The organism is Bacillus sp. GbtcB10, from assembly GCF_019091365.1.
In the GTDB taxonomy this organism is placed as follows: Bacteria; Bacillota; Bacilli; order Bacillales; family Bacillaceae; genus Bacillus; species Bacillus altitudinis.
The window spans coordinates 1-268 of sequence record NZ_JAGXJP010000168.1 but is presented as its reverse complement, the minus strand read 5'-3'; the positions used below and the strand labels follow the sequence as shown (position 1 = coordinate 268).

1 protein-coding gene is annotated in these 268 nt (G+C 32.5%); it reads right to left on the bottom strand.

Translation table 11 applies throughout. The features are described 5' to 3' along the window. On the bottom strand, nt 1-268 hold a 268-nt coding region (locus tag KVT11_RS19995), incomplete at both ends, for a glutathionylspermidine synthase family protein (protein ID WP_217609162.1).

The following is a 268-nucleotide window of genomic DNA, read 5'->3' as shown; positions in this document are numbered from 1 at the left end:
ATGAGAGCCAATTAATAGTTTACCAGTATACGGACCATCCCACGTGTCAATTGTATAGTCAGGCATTTCTATATATTGCTGATATATTTTCCGTTGTTCAAAGTAGTACTCTGTTTTATCTTCAGCTAATAATTTATCATTTTCGTATATAGATACCCCTCCACCTTCACGGCCGTATAAAGGTTTAGAAACATATGATTCATTTTTTTCTATAAATGTTTTATTTGTAAAATATGTTGGTAGGAAGTATTTCTGAATGATTCCTCGC